The sequence below is a fragment of the Salinimicrobium sediminilitoris genome (genome assembly GCF_020866905.1).
Classification (GTDB): Bacteria; Bacteroidota; Bacteroidia; order Flavobacteriales; family Flavobacteriaceae; genus Salinimicrobium; species Salinimicrobium sediminilitoris.
In genome coordinates, this window is record NZ_JAIVCC010000013.1 from 22530 (window position 1) to 39037 (window position 16508).

Here is a 16508-nt window from a genome sequence, read left to right on the forward strand (position 1 = left end):
TAAGACTTAAAAGGCAGAAAAAATCTCTTAAGCTTCAGAAATTTCCTTCAATATCATTTCAAAGGCTTTTTGAACAGATTTTTTAACCACCTGGTCCCTGGTATTGCCAAAAATAAACTTTTTGGAGTAAACTTTTTCCGGAGTGGCAAGACCAATGTAAACCGTCCCGACTTCAGCATCACTGTCTCCTTTTGTAGGTCCGGCATTACCGGTCGTAGACAAAGCGTAGTCGGTTTTAAACATCTTTTTGGCATTTTTGGCCATAGCCTCGACCACCTCGTGACTTACCACACTATGTTTATCTATGAGCTCCTGTCTCACTCCCAAAGTTTCCACCTTGATCTGGGTCGAATATGAGACAATGCCGCCTTTAAAACAAGCCGAAGCGCCGGGATGGGTGGTAAATTCGGCAGCCAGTGCGCCACCTGTACAACTTTCTGCTGCCGATAAAAATTTCTTTTGGGAAGTGAGTAACTTACTTATCTGTACCGCAATTTTTTCATCCTCCTCCTGTTCATCAGAAATAATATCCTCCAACAGTTCATAAAGACCAGAAACCTGCGTTTCAACCGAATTGATCAACTCCTCCTCATTCTCCCCTTTTCCGGAGAGTCTTAAGCGCACACGACCAAGCCCGGGGAGGTAAGCAAGCTTGATATGAGTAGGGAGTTTATCTTCAAAAGAGGCAAGTTTATTGGCAATTGCACTTTCACCTTCTCCTTTTGTAAGAATGGTCTTATGGTAGATAAAAGGCCGGTGGAATCTTTCCCGCAGGCGTGGAATTACCTCCACCTCCACGAGGTTTTTCATCTCATAGGGCACTCCGGGAAGGGAAATATAAACTTTGCCCTCCTTCTCCATCCACATTCCCGGGGCAGTACCATATTTATTATGAAGCACAGTTGCTTTTGAGGGCAGCATGGCCTGCTCACGGTTAAGATCGGATATTGATGTTTTTTTATACTTTGCGAAAAGCGCCTCAACATGCTGCAGAACTTCCTGGTTGAGCTTTAGCTCGTCTTGAAAAAATTCGGCAAAAGTATATTTTGTGACATCATCTTTAGTTGGGCCCAGCCCGCCGGTAAGGATAACAATATCTGCTCTTTTTGAAGCCTCCTGCAAAGCGTTAAGGATATGCTGCTTTTCATCCTGAACAGATGTGATTTGATAGACAGAGATCCCAATAAGATTTAGCTCCTTGGCAATAAAAGCCGAGTTGGAATCCACAATTTGTCCAATGAGGATCTCATCTCCAATAGTTATGATCTCTGCGGTCATTACAGGTCAAAGTCTTCCTTGAGTTCTTTTTCGGCTTTTTTGTACTTATCTGTGATGATGCGGGCAGCTTCGTTTACACCTTCTTTGCTATCACCGGCTTTAGCCCAACCCTCCAGGACCTTGATTTGAGGCATCACACCCAGCCCGAACATCTGGAAATTGGGTTTCATCTTGTGAGCATACTGGTAAGCCTGCTGCGGATTATCTTCTATAATCGCCTGATTCATTGCTTCAAGATCTGGCGGAATTTCTTCCAGAAATGTCTGCACCACGACCTTTACAAAGTCCTGGTCCCCGCCGGCCATTTCTTCAACGCTTTCTAAGTTGTAGTTCCTCATTATTTTACCTGTATTGAAAATATTTGTTGATCTTCTATAAATCCGCTCAGGTTATCATTTTTTTCAACCGGCCCCACTCCTGCGGGAGTTCCTGTGAAGATTACATCTCCTATCTTGAGCGTAAAATAGCTTGAAATATATTCAATTATTTCGTCAATTTTCCATAACATATGTGAAGTTCTTCCCTGCTGCACTAAATTTCCGTTCTTTTCAAGGCTAAAACTTATATCATTAAGGTCGCTAAAATGAGATTTTCGAATCCATTTTTCCCCAATAACGGCAGAGCCGTCAAAACCTTTCGCCTTCTCCCATGGCAAACCTTTTTCCTTGAGCTTGGCTTGTAGATCCCGGGCAGTGAAATCTATTCCCAATCCAACCTCATCATAATATTTATGGGCGAATTTTTTCTGAATATGTTTTCCAATCTTGTTGATCCTCACCAGTAGCTCCACCTCGTAGTGCACATCACTAGAAAACTCCGGAATAAAAAATGGCTGTTTCTTAAGAAGCACCGCCGAATCGGGTTTTAAAAAGATCACCGGCTCATCGGGTCTTTCATTTTGGAGTTCGGCAATATGATCGGTATAATTACGGCCTATACAGAGGATCTTCATCGACGGTAAATTTTATTTAAGCTTGGTATTGAGTTTTCTCAACTTTATAGCGGTAAGTACCTTTTTGGTGTACAGCGGGAAATCGGCATTTTGAAACCATCCGAAATATCCCGGTTCCTGGTCGAGAATATCTTCCACAGATTTCCCTTTATGTTTCCCAAAGCTAAAGACTTCTCTTCCTTTTTTGTCAAAAACAATAAGCCCTGCGATATCTGCACATTCTTTTCTCGAGGTAAAAGAGGAAAGCCACTTCACATCATTTTGAAGCTGATCTTCATATCTATCCAGCTGAGACTTTAAAACTTCAAAAGTCGCCATAGTATCAACTTCGGCACCATGCGCTCCTTCGAGGTCCTTTCCGCAGTAGAATTTGTAGGCAGCAGAAAGAGTTCGTTGTTCCATCTTATGGAAAATGGTCTGCACATCAACAGCGAGAGAGTTCTTCATATCAAAGTCAACTCCTGCCCGCAGCATTTCTTCAGCTAAAAGAGGGATATCATAACGGTTTGAGTTGTACCCCGCAAGATCGCAGCCCTTGATCATTTCATAAACCGTAGGAGCGAGCTCTTTAAAAGTGGGTTCGTTGGCCACCTTTTCGTTGGTAATGCCATGCACAGCCACTACCTCCTTAGAGATTGGCACCGTAGGGTTTACAAGCCAGGTTTTACTTTCACGATTTCCATTAGGGAAGATCTTAAGGATCGAGATCTCCACAATCCTGTCTTTCGCCACATTTGTTCCAGTCGCTTCAAGATCAAAAAAACATAAGGGTTTATTCAGCTTCAACTCCATATTAATTCAGGTTTTGGTAAAGATACTATTTCCCGAAACTTTAGCAGGAAACAGCTAAAAAAGAAAGCCACAACCGGAAGGGTCATGGCTTTTTATCATTTTTGAGACTTTATTTAAATGTCTCTGTTTTTATCAAATTTTTCAAGGTACTGGGCTACTCTCTGCACAAACTGTCCTCCTAAAGCGCCATTCACAACACGGTGATCATAGCTGTGAGAAAGGAACATTTTGTATCTAATCCCAATGAAATCTCCCTCGGGAGTTTCGATCACGGCGGGTACTTTTCTAATAGCACCAAGGGCAAGGATCCCAACCTGCGGCTGATTTATAATAGGTGTTCCCATGATGCTTCCAAAAGTTCCCACGTTGGTAACTGTGTAAGTCCCGCCCTGGATATCATCGGGCTTAAGCTTGTTAAGACGGGCACGGCCGGCCAGATCGTTCACTGCCTTTGCCATTCCAACAAGGTTAAGTTGATCGGCATTTTTGATCACAGGCACAATTAAATTCCCATCGGGTAAAGCTGCTGCCATCCCCAGGTTGATATTCTTACGTTTAATGATCTTATCCCCGTCAACAGAAATGTTGATCAATGGAAAATCTTTTATAGCCTTGGCTACAGCTTCCATGAAGATAGGGGTGAAAGTAAGTTTCTCTCCCTCTCTTTTTTCGAAAGCGTCTTTGTTCTTCTTTCTCCAGTTCCAGATGTTGGTTACATCTACTTCTATAAAAGACTGCACGTGAGCCGAAGTCTGGGTACTTTCCACCATATGATGCGCGATCATCTTGCCCATACGGGACATCTCAATGATCTCATCTTCCCCACTCACGCTCACAGGAGTTTTAGCCGGTTGTGGCGCTGCCTGCTTTGGAGCAGAAGTTTGTTGCTGTTGTTGCTGTTGTTGTTTTGGCTGAGAAGCAGGCTGTGAGGACCTGGTCTCTAGATATCCTAAAATATCATTTTTAGTTACCCTTCCATCTTTTCCGCTACCTTCTATCTGCTCGAGCTCATCGAATGAAACTCCTTCTTCCTTGGCAATGTTCTTTACCAGGGGAGAATAGAATCGGTTACTGTCGGCATAATCTGAAGAACTTATATTTTTTGCTTCTTCTACCCTTTTATCTGCTGCGGCAACTGCCTCTTCAATCTCGGGTGAAGGCACTTCCTGGTCGGCTACAGGAGTGGCGTTTGCTGCCTCTTCCCCTTCAGCTTCAATAATAGCAATGGTTTGTCCCACCTGCACTACATCATCTTCATTGAACAGCTTTTCTACCAATACTCCGTCAACTTCACTCGGCACCTCGCTGTCAACCTTATCTGTGGCAATTTCCAGAACTGCCTCATCGGCTTCAATGGTATCTCCAACCTCTTTTAACCAATTTGTAATGGTTGCTTCCGCAACACTTTCCCCCATCTTGGGTAATTTTAGTTCAAATCTTGCCATATTCTTATTTCGAAGGTGTTATACATAAATTGGACTGCAAAATTATTAAAAATTTACCACAATTAATAATAATTATTCAGCAGCCGACATTTTTCAATGTCTTTTGGCTTCTGAAACAGAGCCAATTTACCGAGTAAAATTACAATTTTTCTTCAGGAATCCTGCGAAGTAAAAATATTTGAAGATTTCCGCAGAAAAATTTCAGCTGAAGTTAATTCTTCAGGGAATTTTCAAAAGGTATCCTATTGGTTATACTGCGCCCAAGGGTAACTTCATCTGCATACTCAAGCTCATCCCCTACAGAAATTCCGCGGGCAATAGTACTTGTTTTGACATCAAATCCTTCCAGCTGTTTAAAAATGTAAAAATTGGTGGTATCGCCTTCCAACGTGCTGCTGAGAGCAAAAATTATTTCTTCGATTTCCCCTTTTTGGGCCTTTTCCACCAAAGATTTTATAGTGAGTTGCGAAGGCCCAACTCCTTCCATAGGATTGATCTTCCCACCCAGGACGTGATAAAGCCCGCGGTACTGGCTTGTGTTCTCAATCGCCATTACATCCCGAATGTCTTCTACCACACAAACTACTTCCTGCTGGCGGTTTTTGTTCGCACAGATCTCACATAGCTCGCTATCACTAATATTGTGACAGTTCCTGCAAAATTTCACTTCGGTCTTGAGGTCCACTAAAGCTTTGCTTAATGCGACCGTCTGGGACTCGGGCTGCTTTAACAAATGTAAAACCAATCGCAGGGCCGTGCGCCTGCCAATCCCGGGAAGCTGGGACATCTCATTCACAGCTTCCTCCAATAATTTTGAAGAAAATTCCATAACCCAAAATTACTCCTTATTTAATACAATTCCCAGAAAAAGAAGCCGCATTCCCCATGCTGCAGATATTCTGAAGTTTCGTAATTTGCCGCCGAAATTCTGACAAATGCAGCCCTATTCCATACTCCTTTTAATAGCCGGTTATTTCCTTACCCTTATTTTCATTTCCTGGATAACCGGAAGAAAATCTGATAATAACACATTTTTTAAAGCCAACCGGCAATCCCCCTGGTATATAGTGGCCTTTGGGATGATTGGAGCATCCCTGAGCGGGGTGACCTTTATCTCTGTTCCCGGCTGGGTGGAAGCGAGCCAGTTTAGCTATATGCAGGTCGTACTGGGTTATGTGGTGGGATATATCGTGATTGGGCTGGTACTACTGCCCCTCTATTACAGGATGAACCTTACTTCTATTTACACCTATTTGGAAGGTAGATTTGGCACGTATTCTTATAAAACCGGCGCCTCTTTCTTTTTACTTTCCCGAATAGTGGGAGCAAGTTTCAGGCTGTTCCTGGTGGCGAACGTACTGCAGATCATCCTTTTTGACAGCCTTGGGATTCCCTTTTGGGCGACAGTGATTATGACCATATTGTTGATCTGGCTGTACACCTTCAGGTCGGGGATAAAAACCATTGTATATACTGATACCCTTCAAACCCTTTGCATGTTGGTAGCAGTGGGAGTAAGCATATATTACGTTTCAGAAGACCTGGGAATCCAGGGTGGAGAATTGATCTCTCACATCTCAAACAGTGAACTGTCAAAAATGTTCTTTTTTGATGACTTTAAAAGTGCCGACTTCTTTTGGAAGCAATTCATTTCGGGTGCGTTTATAACTATTGTAATGACAGGACTCGACCAGGACATGATGCAAAAAAACCTTACCTGCCGCAACCTGGGGGATGCACAAAAAAATATGTTCTGGTTTACTATTGTACTGGTATTTGTAAACCTTTTATTCCTGTCCCTGGGAGTTTTGCTTACCGAATATGCACGTGCTAATGGAATTGATGCTTCAAAGGATGATCTCTTCCCGGTAATAGCAACTTCGGGAGAACTGGGAATGGGAATAGCAGTATTCTTTATCCTTGGATTGATCGCAGCCGCGTACAGTAGTGCCGACAGTGCGCTCACTGCCCTCACCACTTCATTTAGTATTGACATTCTGGATATTGAGACCAGGTACAGCCCCGAGAAGCAGGAAAAGGTGAGGAAACTAATTCACATAGGTGTTTCTGTCGTATTGATCCTGGTCATTATCGCCTTCAAATACATCATTAGAGATGAAAGTGTGATCGCTAAACTCTTTGTATTTGCGGGATACACCTACGGACCATTACTTGGTTTATACAGCTTCGGTCTGTTCACAAAAATGAAGGTGAAAGACAAACTTGTGCCGGTAATAGCCATTCTTTCTCCTATCCTCACTTATGTAATAAGCATCAACAGCCTTGTTTGGTTTGGTTTTGAATTCGGATTTTTTGTCCTTATCCTCAATGGACTCCTCACTTTTCTGGGACTAGTACTGCTTCGTAGAAAGTAATATAAGCGTACACGCCACTTCTACCTCAATACCATTTTCCTGAAGAAGTTTGTAAAACTCAGGGTTTTCTGTGCCGGGGTTAAAAATTACTCTTTCGGGGTGTAAGGAAAGGATGTAGTCATAATATTCGGGCTGTCGCGAGGGACCAAGATACAATGTAACCGTATGCACATCTTCAAAAGGCAATTTTTCATTCTCGATTTTTACTCCCGCTACTTCTCCCTTTCTTAAGCCTATAGCCACTGTAGGAACGTTATTTCTTACAAGTCTGTTTATTGCGATGTTGGCATATCTTGCAGGGTTAGTAGACGCACCCAAAACGAGGGTTTTTTTATCCATTTTAAATTTCTTTTTCAGTTAGTGTAACAATGCCCGTAGTTAGGCAGTCATTAAGGTAAGAAATATTTCCCGCATTGGGGTGATTTGAGAAACATTGATGGTTAGTGTTAAAGGAGCCCCATGCTAAACCCATGCACTCTGTGCATGGGTTTTTCTTTTCTTGATAAAGCCTTTTTTGGAAGGAAATAACCTACGAAAAGCTTAAAATCTCATCTTTTTTGTAACAAAACGTTTTTTGAGCAGTCTTTTATATATACCTGGAGAGCAAAATTGAGAAAACATGGCTTCTTTTATTATGCATTACAAGGTATTAGGCTAAATCAATCATCATCATCAAACAATCAAAAAATGAAACAGTTTATTTTAATTTTTATTCTACTCCTTGGAAACATTTCAGGATACGCGAACACCGATCCCGCTGAACTTGGCACCATAACTGGACAAGTTATGGATAAAGAACTTCAGGAACCTATTCCCTATGCCACCATTACAGTAACAACTCCGGAAGGAGAAATGATCACCGGAGCCGTCACCTCAACCGACGGAACTTTTTCCGTAGAAAAACTGAAAGACGGAATATACATTTTTAAAGCCCAGTTCATGGGCTACAAAACTTTTTCTCAGGAAGTGAAAGTATCCGGCGGAAATCGACAGATCAAAATAGGTGCTATTTTTCTTGAACCTGAAGTTGCACAACTTGAGAGCGTTGATGTAGTTGCCGAAAGATCTACCATTGAACAACGAATAGACCGAAAAGTAGTAAATGTGGGGAAAGATCTTACTACTACAGGCGCATCGGCCAGTGAAATCATGAACAACATTCCCAGCCTCGCTGTGGATCAGGATGGAAATATCTCCATGCGTGGAAATGATAATGTAAGGATCCTTATAGACGGGAAGCCGACCAATATTCCCGCAGCCCAACTGCTTAAACAAATTCCCAGCACTTCGATAAAGAGCATTGAACTTATCACCAATCCTTCGGCCAAGTATAACCCCGAAGGTATGAGCGGGATCATTAATATCATCCTGCACAAAAATTCGAATATGGGCTTTAACGGGAACCTTAACACCGGAGTGACCGTGGGGGAAGATACCCGCTACACCGGCTCCCTGGACATGAACTACCGCACCGGAAAACTCAATTTCTTCGGAAACTTTGGAACCAATGGCGGCAAGAGAGGACAAACAGGGGTCATTCAAAATTTCACGAACAACTATACCGAAAACATCCATTTCCTTAATGATAATGAGTCCTACCTTTTTAAGGTTGGTGTGGACTATTACCTGGATGACAGGAACACTTTCTCATTTTACACAAATCAAAACTATTATTTTGGAGAACCATTTGGAGAAGCAGATATCATTTTTTACGATCCTGCTACCGAAAATATTTACCAGGATTTCTTCATAGAAAATGATAATGTAACCCGCACTTATAACTTCGCTTATAACCATGAGTTCAATTCTGAAGGTCATAAGCTAATCCTGGAAGCAGATCATAGTACGACCGATGCAGAAGAGATAGCACGTTTTGAATATACCGGAGGTGGCGCAGAGAACCTGGATTCTTATCGCGATGACGTGCAGGAAGATATTTCCAACACCACGTTTAACCTGGATTATGAAAACCCTTTTTCTGAAACTGCAAAACTGGAGCTGGGAGCCGAAGCAAGATTGAGAAGAAGTACCAACGATTATCGAACCACCAATGAGATGTTGGATAATGCGTTGTACGATTATGACAACAACATCTATTCCTTCTACTCCACTTTTGGACAGAATTGGGACAAATGGTCATACCAATTGGGAGCCAGGGTAGAAAGCTATGATGTAGAGGCCGTCCTGGATGGAGACCTTGTTTATGAAACAGATTATTTTACGCTTTATCCTTCAGCCTTTCTTTCTTACAAAATCAATGAAATGAAATCCCTGCAGATAAGCTACGGAAGAAGAGTTGACCGCCCAGGTCTCAATCAGGTGAATCCTGTAAGGGAATTTTCTACTCCCAGGATCACTGCAGTGGGTAACCCCGAGCTGGATCCACAGTTTACGAACTCTATAGAGCTCAACTATACCCATAACTTCAAAAAAGGAAGTTTTACTGGCGGAGTATTTTACAGGATCATTGAAGATGAAATTAACCAGATATTATTAATAGATCCCGAAGATCCTTCCCGTTTGTTGCTCACTTTTATGAACTGGGAAGATAACACCTCCTATGGTGTTGAACTAAGCGGAAGATATAAACCCTTTTCCTGGTGGAGCCTGAACCCAAGTTTTGAGCTGTACAGCAGTACCGAAAAGGGAATTGTAGGAGAAGATTACCTGGAAGTGGAGAGCACCGTTTACAACTTTAGACTAAGCCAAAGCTTTAACGTGACAAAGAAACTTACGCTCCAGCTCTTCGGGATGTACCGCAGCAGCACAGAGATGTTACAGATACAACCGGAAGAATTCTATTTTATGAATGCCGGAGCCCGTTATAGCTTCTTGAATGACAAAGCTACTTTAAGCCTAAATATTAATGACATTTTTGACACCCAGGAATTCACCTTCACTACAGATGTGCCTTATTCGCAGAAGGGTAATTTTAAAGGTGATTCACAAACAGTGTACCTAGGGTTTTCCTACAGATTTGGCGGCGGAAAGAACAAAGCCCTTGACAGAAAACAAAGAGACGATAATACCAACTCCGGAGGAGGTATATTTTAATGATGACGTTTAATTAGCCAAAAAAAATCCGCAGCTGAAAAGCTGCGGATTTTTGTTATTTTAGACTTTTAAAGAGATATCTTAAAGTTCTGGTTCTTGACTCTTGATTCTTGACTCCTCTTAATTACCACTTGATAACTGCACTGGCCCAGGTAAAACCACTACCAAAAGCCGCTAACACAACAGTATCTCCTTCTTTTATCTTTCCTTCTTCCCATGCTTCGGTCAAAGCAATAGGAATAGAGGCAGCAGTTGTATTCCCATACCGCTGAATGTTGTTGTAAACCTGATCATCACCAAGGCTGAACTTCTGCTGAATAAATTGTGAAATCCTCAAATTCGCCTGATGCGGAATAAGCATATCAATATCCTTAACCTCAAGACCGTTCGCGTCCAGTCCTTCTTTAATAACTTCAGAAAAACGAACTACAGCGTTTTTAAAAACAAACTGCCCGTTCATATATGGATAGTAGATGATATCATCTCCCTGCGGATTCTCCTCGATGATCTCGGGAACCCAATGCATGGTACTAGGACCTTTCAGAGATAATTCGAGTGCATGTTTCCCTTCAGAATGTAAGTGAGTGGAAAGAATTCCTTGCCCGTGGTGATCGCTACGGGTAAGAACCGCTGCTCCTGCCCCATCTCCAAAGATCACTGAAACACCGCGACCGCGGGAGGTAAAGTCGAGTCCTCCACTATGGTTTTCACTACCTATAAGCAGCACATTTTTGTACATGCCGGTCTTGATATATTGATCGGCTACAGAAAGTCCGTAGATGAATCCGCTACACTGGTTTCTCACATCTAATGCAGGGCAGGTATTAATGTCCAGCATTTCCTGAATTTGTACACCTCCTCCTGGAAAATAATAGTCGGGGCTTAGGGTGGCAAAAACAATAAGATCAATGTCATCTTTTGAAATATTTGCGCGTTCAATGGCTATTTTGGCGGCTTTGGCTCCCATCACGGCAGTAGAATTTCCATCTCCTTTCTTGATGTGGCGCCTTTCTTTAATTCCTGTTCTCTCCTGGATCCATTCATCATTGGTATCCATAATCATGGAAAGATCATCATTAGTCACCACATTTTCGGGCACGTAAAATCCCAGACCCGCTATCTTTGATTGATACATTTAGTAATTTTTAGGCTCTGATAAATTATTTCTTTTAAATTTAAGCAATTAATAAAAAGTTGCGCCGCAATATAAGAAAGATTAACATTTTCTCAGTGCAGTGCTTATCAATCTAATTTTATAACCATGAAAAAAGCCTTTTTAAGCTTCCTCTCCTTTCTTTGCCTCACAGGAGCCACTTTTGGTCAGGAAAATCTTACTTATCAAAAACCACCGCAGGAGATCCTGGAACTCGTTGACGTTCCACTTGCTCCTTCCACCCTGATCGACAGCGATGCCGAAAAAATCGTCTTCCTTTACCGGGACCAGTTCAAATCTATAGCCGAATTGAGTGAGGAAGAAATGCGCCTTGGGGGTCTAAGGATCAATCCTGTTACAAACATTAGCAGCCGTGCAACCTACTTTAATAATATTGAAGTAAAGAAAATGGAGGCAGATCAACCTACGCAGGTGAAGGGCCTTCCCGAAAACCCACGTCTTACTAACTTCAGCTGGTCGCCAGATGAGTCAAAAATGGCATTTACACATACCACTTCAGAAGGGGTGGAACTTTGGGTAGCCGATCTTGATGCTGCAACTGCCAAAAGACTTACCGGCCCTACCCTCAATGCCAACATGAGAGATGTGCTCAACTGGTACAGGGACAATTCGGCTATTTTGGTAAAGATGCTTCCCGAAGACCGTAAAAAATTAATTAATCCTGAAACTTCTGTACCTACCGGCCCAACAGTTTCAGTAAGTGATGGAAAAGAAGCTCAAAACAGGACCTATCAGGACCTGTTAAAAAATCCGACAGATGAGTTCAACTTTGAGCAACTAGCCCGTGCCGAACTGGTGAAGGTGGATCTCGAAGGAAAGACTTCAAAATGGCTGGATCCTAAAATGTACGATGACATTTCTTTTTCTCCCGATGGAGATTATGTGATGGTAAGCCACATCAAAAAACCATTTTCTTACCTCGTACCTTATTACCGTTTCCCTTCAGAAACTAATATCTACACCAAAGATGGACAACTTGTAAACCGGGTGAACCAGGTGCCTCTTACAGAAGATCTTCCGAAGGGCTTTATGGCAGAAAGAGAGGGCCGAAGAAACCTTAGCTGGAGAAATGATTCACCATCCACTCTTGTATATGTAGAAGCACTTGATGGTGGTGACCCCGAAAGAGAAGCTGAGTTTAGAGATGAAGTACTTCTTCTGGAAGCTCCGTTCAAGGGGGAAGGAAGATCAATTCTAAAAACAAAAGACCGATACGCAGGAATTATCTGGGGTGATAAAAACACCGCAATAGCCAATGACTACTGGTGGAACAACCGTAACACCCGCACCTATGTTTTTGATCCATCAAACCCGGGGCAGGATCCTAAGGTACTCTTTAATCGTAACTACCAGGATCGCTACAGTGATCCCGGAAGCTTTGTGAGAGTAAAAAATAAGTTCGGGCAACAGGTGCTAAAAATAGTAAATGACGACACTTTCCTTCTAGGAGATGGGTTTACTCCCGAAGGACAATATCCATTCGTGGATCGTCTTGACCTTGAGACTGGGGAAACAAAAAGGCTTTACCAGTCCAGCTATAATGACCGGAAAGAGACTTTGGTCGAAGCCATAGATATGGAAGAAGGAGAGATCTTAGTAAGAATTGAAGCTTCTACCGAATATCCTAACTACTTTATACGTGATATAGATAATGAAGAGGATTTAACCAGGGTTACTTCTTTTGAAAATCCTTTTAAAAGTCTTGAAGAAGTAAGCAAAGAAGTGATTACCTACAAAAGAGAAGACGGGCTTGACCTCAACGCAACTTTATATTTACCTGCCGGATATGATAAAGAAAATCCTGAAGAGCTTCCAATGATCGTCTGGGCATACCCAAGGGAATTTAAAGACAAGGCTTCTGCCGGACAAAACACTTCTAATGCAAATGACTTTACCTATCCATATTACGGTTCTCCTGTTTATTGGGTAAACCGCGGATATGTGGTTCTGGATGACGCTTCTTTTCCTATAGTAGGAGAAGGAGAGGATGAGCCAAATGACAGCTTTAGAAATCAACTTGTTGCCAATGGAAAAGCAGCTATTGATGCCGTTGACGATATGGGTTATATCGACAGGGACAGAGTTGCTGTAGGTGGGCATAGCTATGGCGCCTTTATGACAGCCAACCTTCTCTCCCACTCCAATCTCTTTGCCGCCGGAATTGCACGAAGCGGTGCTTACAACCGTACGCTTACCCCATTTGGGTTCCAGAGCGAAGAGAGAAATTACTGGGAAGCACCGGAAGTTTATTACAATATGTCACCTTTTATGCATGCCGATAAAATGAAGACTCCGCTGCTACTTATCCATGGAGAAGCCGATAATAACTCGGGAACTTACCCCATGCAGAGTGAACGCTATTTCAATGCCTTAAAAGGTCTTGGTGCAACTGCCAGATTGGTTATGTTGCCAAAAGAAAGTCATGGGTACAGTGCAAAAGAATCTGTACTGCACGTACTTTGGGAGCAGGATCAATGGCTTGAGAAGTATGTGAAAAACAAGGAACAAACAGAAGCTAATATTGAGAAGACCACGCCTGAGCTTCAGAATTAGGAAAGTCTGAAAATTGAAAAAGCCCGCAAATTGCGGGCTTTTATCATTTTAGGCTGCTTTACATCCTACCAATTTTCAAATGCATCATAATCGTTGAATTCCTCTTCATCAACAAAATTGTCATCATTTACATCCCAGTCATCGAAGGTACTAATGTTCCACTCATCATTATCGATAAGCCCATCTTCATTGGTGTCATATCTGTTAAACCAGGTATTATTGTTCATGCCTTCATCCCACTCATCGGTATCTAACATGCCGTCCCTGTTGGTATCAAACAAGTCGTAATCTTCGTCTCTAAAGGATTCACCCATTCCGGTGTCCATTCCTTCATTCCATTCATTTTCATCTATAAAATTGTCACGATTACGGTCCAGGTTATTATAGGCTCTGTCTGAAAATTCATTGTCATCTATATTTCCATCTCTGTTAGCATCCCAGTTATCATAACCTGCATTATTTCTTTCGTTAAATTCGGTCTGGTCGAGCCTGCCATCAGTATCGATATCATAAGTGTCAAAATCCTGAGCATAAACTGCAGTTCCAAAGATCATGCAGACTGCCATAAATGTTCCTTTAAAAGTTTTCATAATCATATTTTAAGTTCAACTTCATTTAATTCTACAATTTTCAATGTAACATGTAATCACACTGATATAAAGCACTTTAATATTTTTAACAGGCTTTAGAAGGAATTTAGAGTTATAATAACAGGAATAAAAAAACCGGAACAAATTTGTTCCGGTTGGAAATTAATAAGATCCTGAGAATCAGGAATACTGCTTAAAGTTATTGATCTTAACTGTTGCTCCCAGATCATGCAGTAAATTGTATAGCCCGAAGAAAGTCCGGTTGATATAAAGAAAATGCTTGCTTCCGCGGTTTCCGTTCATCTTCCTCAACTCCTGATCCTTGCTGTACTTCTCACTAAGGGTTGTAACCGAAGTCCAGAAACCCTCATCTGAAAAGTCAAATTCCTCCCCCTGGAAAGGAGCAGTAAATAAACTAAGCATCTGGTAGAACAATTCTGAGAAGAAGGCAATTTCCTTCGGACTATCCTCTTTCCTCAGGATTTCCAGTTCAAACAGTTTAGCATTAAAAACTTCTGGATCATTGATCTTGTCCTTATCGGCAAGCTCAAAGTAAGGATCGTAAAAATCTTGCGGCACCTGCTTAATGCAACCAAAATCTATGGCTATTAGGTTGTCATCCTCATCTATCAGAAAGTTTCCGGGATGTGGATCGGCATGTACCGCTTTCAAGACATGCATTTGGTACATATAAAAATCCCAAAGCGCCTGGCCCAACTTATTTGCCTTTTCTTTATCCTTATTCTGCTTTGCAAAGTCGCTTAAGTGAAGACCTGTCATCCAGTCCATGGTAATGATCTTTTCACTTGACAACTCGGGATAATATACAGGAAATCTTAGATTAGGGATATGTTTACATTTTTCTGAGATCTCAATGCTTTGCTGCACTTCGAGCACATAATCTGTCTCTTCAAGCAACTTTCCTTCCACCTCCTTAAAATATCTCTCGGAATCTTTTCCCTGCAAATTGAACATCTTAATGGCAATGGGTTTTACCATGGCAAGATCTGAGCTAATACTATCGGCCACTCCCGGATACTGGATCTTAACCGCAAGTTCTTTCCCATCTTTAGTCGCTCGGTGCACCTGACCTATACTGGCAGCATTTACAGAATCCAGCGAAAAAGTATCAAAAAGTTCATCGGGATATTGCCCGTGATACTTTTTAAAGGTCTTCCTCACCAAAGGAGCAGAGAGCGGTGGCACGCTGAATTGCGCAAGACTAAACTTTTCAACATACGCGTTGGGAAGCAGGCTTTTTTCCATAGAGAGCATCTGCGCCACCTTGAGCGCGCTTCCCTTTAGACTTTTTAGCCCATTGTAAATATCTTCTGCATTACTTTCGTCAAGTTGATCCCGGGAAAGATCGCTGTTTATTGCCTTTTTTGAGTAGTATTTAAGGTAATTACCTCCTACCCTGATCCCGGTTTGTACCATTTTACCGGTACGACTTATCTTTCCCGTGGGAATTTTATCTATTGTTTTCATATTAATTTAAAATAAAAGCCCGGGGCCGAAATAGTAGGGGTAAAACGACCGCAGGCATAAAAGGGTACTTTTGAAAACCTGATTAGGCCATTTTTTCCTTCCAAAGGAATTTTCCAAGATCAAGCACCCTCTCTAAAGGGCTATTTTCAAATAAATCAAAAACAGTATTGACAGATTTTTCTATAGCCACGTCTGTACTTTCAAATTGTGGCGAATTGTCATCCATCCAAAACTTAAGAAGGAACATCAACTGTACCCAGGCAGCTTCAGAAAATATGGTTTCCGATCTTTTAAGTAGTTTTCCTTGTTTTTCCTGGTTGCCCTCACGAATAAGTTCGGCAGTATAGTGTTTCACCTCACGTCTAAGCCCCTTCAGCTGCCCTGCATTCTTCAGCATTGGTTCCTCTTTTCGAAGAGTGAACAGCACATAGCTTCGGTTTGCAGTTAACATTTCAAAAAAGGTATAGTAAAGGGTGAGCATTTTCTCCCGGTTGTCGAAAGAAGCATATTCCTTGCTGCTCTGCATTACCTCCAGGGTATGTTCAAAAAATCGTTTCCAGATTCCCATTTTAAGCCCCTCAAAACTTCCGAAGAAATTATAGAATTCTGTTTCAGTAATATCATGCTGCTTGCAAAACTTGTATACCGTTCCCGGCTCTTCTCCATTTTCCAGCACATCATTCATATACATTTCTATAAGACGATCCTGAGTTAAAACCTCATCCTGCTCTTGTATTTTCTTTGCTTTTGCCATTGTTTATTAATTAATTAAGTCAAATTTACAACTTATGTTTAAATTTAAAGGTT

14 protein-coding genes are annotated in these 16508 nt (G+C 41.8%); 3 read left to right on the forward strand and 11 right to left on the reverse strand.

Annotated features, from left to right (window positions below):
• Window positions 1–27: 27 nt before the first annotated feature.
• The 6 genes from LA313_RS11450 to recR all read right to left on the reverse strand — a co-directional run bounded on the left by LA313_RS11450 (window position 28) and on the right by recR (window position 5296).
• On the reverse strand, window positions 28–1278 hold the full coding sequence (locus LA313_RS11450) for a competence/damage-inducible protein A (RefSeq protein WP_228915062.1): 1251 nt from the start codon (window positions 1276–1278) through the stop codon (window positions 28–30).
• Complete coding sequence (locus tag LA313_RS11455) at window positions 1278–1616, reverse strand: Hpt domain-containing protein (RefSeq protein WP_228915064.1); 339 nt, start codon at window positions 1614–1616, stop codon at window positions 1278–1280. Before LA313_RS11455 ends, LA313_RS11450 begins: the two co-directional genes overlap by 1 nt.
• The gene (locus LA313_RS11460) at window positions 1616–2230 is read right to left on the reverse strand and encodes a fumarylacetoacetate hydrolase family protein (protein ID WP_228915066.1); all 615 of its coding nucleotides are present in this window, start codon (window positions 2228–2230) and stop codon (window positions 1616–1618) included. Before LA313_RS11460 ends, LA313_RS11455 begins: the two co-directional genes overlap by 1 nt.
• Before the next feature lie 12 nt (window positions 2231–2242).
• The gene (locus LA313_RS11465) at window positions 2243–3022 is read right to left on the reverse strand and encodes a 3'-5' exonuclease (RefSeq protein ID WP_228915068.1); all 780 of its coding nucleotides are present in this window, start codon (window positions 3020–3022) and stop codon (window positions 2243–2245) included.
• Between the two features lie 113 nt (window positions 3023–3135).
• Window positions 3136–4467, reverse strand: coding sequence for a dihydrolipoamide acetyltransferase family protein (locus tag LA313_RS11470; RefSeq protein WP_228915070.1), 1332 nt, complete (start codon window positions 4465–4467; stop codon window positions 3136–3138).
• 211 nt (window positions 4468–4678) lie between these two features.
• On the reverse strand, window positions 4679–5296 hold the full coding sequence (gene recR / locus LA313_RS11475; RefSeq protein ID WP_228915072.1) for a recombination mediator RecR: 618 nt from the start codon (window positions 5294–5296) through the stop codon (window positions 4679–4681).
• Window positions 5297–5402: 106 nt separating this feature from the next.
• Between recR and LA313_RS11480 the strand changes: the two genes are divergently transcribed.
• Window positions 5403–6842 carry a sodium:solute symporter gene (locus LA313_RS11480; RefSeq protein ID WP_228915074.1) on the forward strand — a complete coding sequence of 480 codons (1440 nt, stop codon included), beginning with the start codon at window positions 5403–5405 and terminating at the stop codon, window positions 6840–6842.
• On the opposite strand, the gene LA313_RS11485 is transcribed toward LA313_RS11480, so the two are convergent.
• The gene (locus LA313_RS11485) at window positions 6819–7181 is read right to left on the reverse strand and encodes a CoA-binding protein (RefSeq protein WP_228915076.1); all 363 of its coding nucleotides are present in this window, start codon (window positions 7179–7181) and stop codon (window positions 6819–6821) included. The two genes, LA313_RS11480 and LA313_RS11485, sit on opposite strands and share 24 nt — an antisense overlap.
• Before the next feature lie 348 nt (window positions 7182–7529).
• Here LA313_RS11485 and LA313_RS11490 point away from each other — a divergent pair, with 348 nt between their 5' ends.
• Complete coding sequence (locus tag LA313_RS11490) at window positions 7530–9896, forward strand: TonB-dependent receptor domain-containing protein (protein ID WP_228915078.1); 2367 nt, start codon at window positions 7530–7532, stop codon at window positions 9894–9896.
• Window positions 9897–10020: 124 nt separating this feature from the next.
• On the opposite strand, the gene LA313_RS11495 is transcribed toward LA313_RS11490, so the two are convergent.
• Window positions 10021–11031, reverse strand: a complete 1011-nt coding sequence (locus LA313_RS11495) for a 3-oxoacyl-ACP synthase III family protein (RefSeq protein WP_228915079.1) — start codon at window positions 11029–11031, stop codon at window positions 10021–10023.
• A 126-nt stretch (window positions 11032–11157) separates the two neighbouring features.
• Between LA313_RS11495 and LA313_RS11500 the strand changes: the two genes are divergently transcribed.
• Entirely contained in the window at window positions 11158–13623 is a 2466-nt protein-coding gene (locus tag LA313_RS11500; RefSeq protein WP_228915081.1) for a S9 family peptidase, read from the forward strand.
• Window positions 13624–13688: 65 nt separating this feature from the next.
• Here LA313_RS11500 and LA313_RS11505 read toward each other — a convergent pair whose 3' ends face one another.
• The 3 genes from LA313_RS11505 to LA313_RS11515 all read right to left on the reverse strand — a co-directional run bounded on the left by LA313_RS11505 (window position 13689) and on the right by LA313_RS11515 (window position 16455).
• Window positions 13689–14213 (reverse strand): EF-hand domain-containing protein, encoded by a 525-nt coding sequence (locus LA313_RS11505; protein WP_228915083.1) that lies wholly within the window; start codon window positions 14211–14213, stop codon window positions 13689–13691.
• 180 nt (window positions 14214–14393) lie between these two features.
• Window positions 14394–15701, reverse strand: coding sequence for an ABC1 kinase family protein (locus LA313_RS11510; protein WP_228915085.1), 1308 nt, complete (start codon window positions 15699–15701; stop codon window positions 14394–14396).
• A gap of 82 nt (window positions 15702–15783) precedes the next feature.
• Complete coding sequence (locus LA313_RS11515) at window positions 15784–16455, reverse strand: TetR/AcrR family transcriptional regulator (RefSeq protein ID WP_228915086.1); 672 nt, start codon at window positions 16453–16455, stop codon at window positions 15784–15786.
• Between the last annotated feature and the right edge of the window lie 53 nt (window positions 16456–16508).

Bases quoted from the DNA above. Each gene is read 5' to 3' on its own strand.
- LA313_RS11450 (WP_228915062.1), bottom strand. From the start codon at position 1,278: ATGACCGCAGAGATCATAACTATTGGAGATGAGATCCTCATTGGACAA.
- LA313_RS11455 (WP_228915064.1), bottom strand. From the start codon at position 1,616: ATGAGGAACTACAACTTAGAAAGCGTTGAAGAAATGGCCGGCGGGGAC.
- LA313_RS11460 (WP_228915066.1), bottom strand. From the start codon at position 2,230: ATGAAGATCCTCTGTATAGGCCGTAATTATACCGATCATATTGCCGAA.
- LA313_RS11465 (WP_228915068.1), bottom strand. From the start codon at position 3,022: ATGGAGTTGAAGCTGAATAAACCCTTATGTTTTTTTGATCTTGAAGCG.
- LA313_RS11470 (WP_228915070.1), bottom strand. From the start codon at position 4,467: ATGGCAAGATTTGAACTAAAATTACCCAAGATGGGGGAAAGTGTTGCG.
- recR (WP_228915072.1), bottom strand. From the start codon at position 5,296: ATGGAATTTTCTTCAAAATTATTGGAGGAAGCTGTGAATGAGATGTCC.
- LA313_RS11480 (WP_228915074.1), top strand. From the start codon at position 5,403: ATGCAGCCCTATTCCATACTCCTTTTAATAGCCGGTTATTTCCTTACC.
- LA313_RS11485 (WP_228915076.1), bottom strand. From the start codon at position 7,181: ATGGATAAAAAAACCCTCGTTTTGGGTGCGTCTACTAACCCTGCAAGA.
- LA313_RS11490 (WP_228915078.1), top strand. From the start codon at position 7,530: ATGAAACAGTTTATTTTAATTTTTATTCTACTCCTTGGAAACATTTCA.
- LA313_RS11495 (WP_228915079.1), bottom strand. From the start codon at position 11,031: ATGTATCAATCAAAGATAGCGGGTCTGGGATTTTACGTGCCCGAAAAT.
- LA313_RS11500 (WP_228915081.1), top strand. From the start codon at position 11,158: ATGAAAAAAGCCTTTTTAAGCTTCCTCTCCTTTCTTTGCCTCACAGGA.
- LA313_RS11505 (WP_228915083.1), bottom strand. From the start codon at position 14,213: ATGAAAACTTTTAAAGGAACATTTATGGCAGTCTGCATGATCTTTGGA.
- LA313_RS11510 (WP_228915085.1), bottom strand. From the start codon at position 15,701: ATGAAAACAATAGATAAAATTCCCACGGGAAAGATAAGTCGTACCGGT.
- LA313_RS11515 (WP_228915086.1), bottom strand. From the start codon at position 16,455: ATGGCAAAAGCAAAGAAAATACAAGAGCAGGATGAGGTTTTAACTCAG.